The organism is Streptomyces sp. NPDC001980 (assembly GCF_040296885.1).
GTDB lineage: Bacteria > Actinomycetota > Actinomycetes > Streptomycetales > Streptomycetaceae > Streptomyces.
On record NZ_JBEOYD010000108.1, the window covers coordinates 1 to 1,683 of the forward strand.

At 69.1% G+C, this 1,683-nt stretch carries 2 protein-coding genes; one reads left to right on the top strand and one right to left on the bottom strand.

What is annotated here, in order from left to right; all coding sequences use genetic code 11:
* Positions 1 to 271: 271 nt before the first annotated feature.
* The gene (locus ABT137_RS50920) at positions 272 to 1,063 is read left to right on the top strand and encodes an IS5 family transposase (protein ID WP_351720882.1); all 792 of its coding nucleotides are present in this window, start codon (positions 272 to 274) and stop codon (positions 1,061 to 1,063) included.
* On the opposite strand, the gene ABT137_RS50925 is transcribed toward ABT137_RS50920, so the two are convergent.
* On the bottom strand, positions 1,020 to 1,568 hold the full coding sequence (locus ABT137_RS50925; protein WP_351720885.1) for a hypothetical protein: 549 nt from the start codon (positions 1,566 to 1,568) through the stop codon (positions 1,020 to 1,022). The two genes, ABT137_RS50920 and ABT137_RS50925, sit on opposite strands and share 44 nt — an antisense overlap.
* Positions 1,569 to 1,683: the final 115 nt, after the last annotated feature.

Here is a 1,683-nt window from a genome sequence, read left to right on the forward strand (position 1 = left end):
TCTAAGTAGCTGTTGTCGTTCCGATCTTGAGGTGTGTGCGTCGAACGGGAGTCTCGATCGGGTGATCGAAGCTGGCTGCGGGCATGAGTACAGGGCCTCTTGGTAGCTCGGGGTTGCGAAGCCAACCGAGATCCAGGAGACCCTGTTGCCGCAGTTGTACGTGTTCGCGCCGGTGGAGTTCAACTCGGCCGCACCGGAGTGTGATTGTGTCGCTCACCGGTTCGGGAACGCGGCCGATCATCCGGAACGTGTTCGGCGGTATCCCTCGGACATGACGGACGCGGAGTGGGCCCGGGTCCGGCCGTTGCTGCCGGTGCCGGCCTGGCTGCGGGGCCGAGGCGGCCGGCCGGAGGGGTACTGCCACCGGGCGATACTCGATGCGGTCCGGTATCTCGTGGACAACGGCATCAAGTGGCGGGCCATGCCCGCGGACTTCCCGCCCTGGGACCGGGTGTATGCGTTCTTCCGCCGATGGCGCGATCACGGCCTGGTCAGGGAGTTCCACGACCGGCTGCGCGGACAGGTCCGCGAATCGCTGGGCCGCGACGCGGCAGCGACGGCCGGTGTGATCGACTCACAGTCGGTCAAGGCGGACGCCGTCGTCGGGGCGGACAGCCGGGGCTTCGACGGCGGCAAACTCGTCAACGGCCGCAAGCGGCACGTCGTGGTCGACACGCTCGGCCTGCTGCTGGGCGTGATGGTCACCGCCGCAGACACCGGCGACCGCACCACCGCCCACGTGCTGCTCGGGCAGGTCACCGACGCGCACCACCGACTGGAACTGGTCTGGGCCGACGGCGGATACACCGGCAGCCTCGTCGAGCACTGCCTGGCCGCGTTCGCGCTGGTCCTGGCGATCGTCAAACGCAGCGACGACATGCGCGGATTCGTGGTGCTGCCCAAGCGGTGGATCGTCGAGCGGTTCTTCGCCCACCTGATGCGCACCCGCCGCCTGGTGCGCGACTTCGAACGCCGCACCACCAGCGCCGAAGCGATGGTCTACTGGTCGATGACCCTGCTCATGACGCGCCGCCTTGCCCGGCCGCACCCTGGGCGAGGGTGAACCGGCCCGGCTGCCGCTCGGCCAGCCAGCCCCGCGCGACCAGGCGTTTCGCCTTCGACCGCAGCGCCTCCACCTTCGCCGGCACCGCGTCCAGGCCGAACACCACGGCCAACTCCTGGCAGGTCAGCGGTCCTTGATGGAGCCGGTGTCGGTCCCCGAGGGCCTCAAGGATGCGCTGATAGTCCACCGACAACACCGACCGGTCCAGCCCCTCACGCCATACCGGCACCTGCGACCTGGGCTTCGCGGCGCCCGCTGGCGACGTCTGCTCGGCCCGTCCGCCGGAGGCCGGCGCTGTCCGGCCGACCTGGTCGTGGCCCTGCCCGGTCTCCTCGACCGGGTCCAGTACCTCGCCGACCCGCGAGCGGGCGATGGCCCATTCCTTCCAGTCCCGCTCGGCCACGGCCAGCTCGGCCTGGATCCGGTCGGCCTCCTCCCGCAGCTCGTCCACCCGACGCCGAGCAACGAGCTCGCGTTCTTCAAGCAGCCCCACGACCGACGGCATCCACGACCTCCAAAGGAACGGCGACACGACAGGTCACCACTCCCACAGAGTCACCAGCCTATGCCTGACCAGCGGAAACGCAGTCCTCAAGCTCGGAAAGACAACAGCGTCTAAG

What these genes read in the sequence shown, in the direction of transcription:
- ABT137_RS50920 (WP_351720882.1), top strand. Translation starts at nt 272, where the DNA reads ATGACGGACGCGGAGTGGGCCCGGGTCCGGCCGTTGCTGCCGGTGCCG.
- ABT137_RS50925 (WP_351720885.1), bottom strand. Translation starts at nt 1,568, where the DNA reads ATGCCGTCGGTCGTGGGGCTGCTTGAAGAACGCGAGCTCGTTGCTCGG.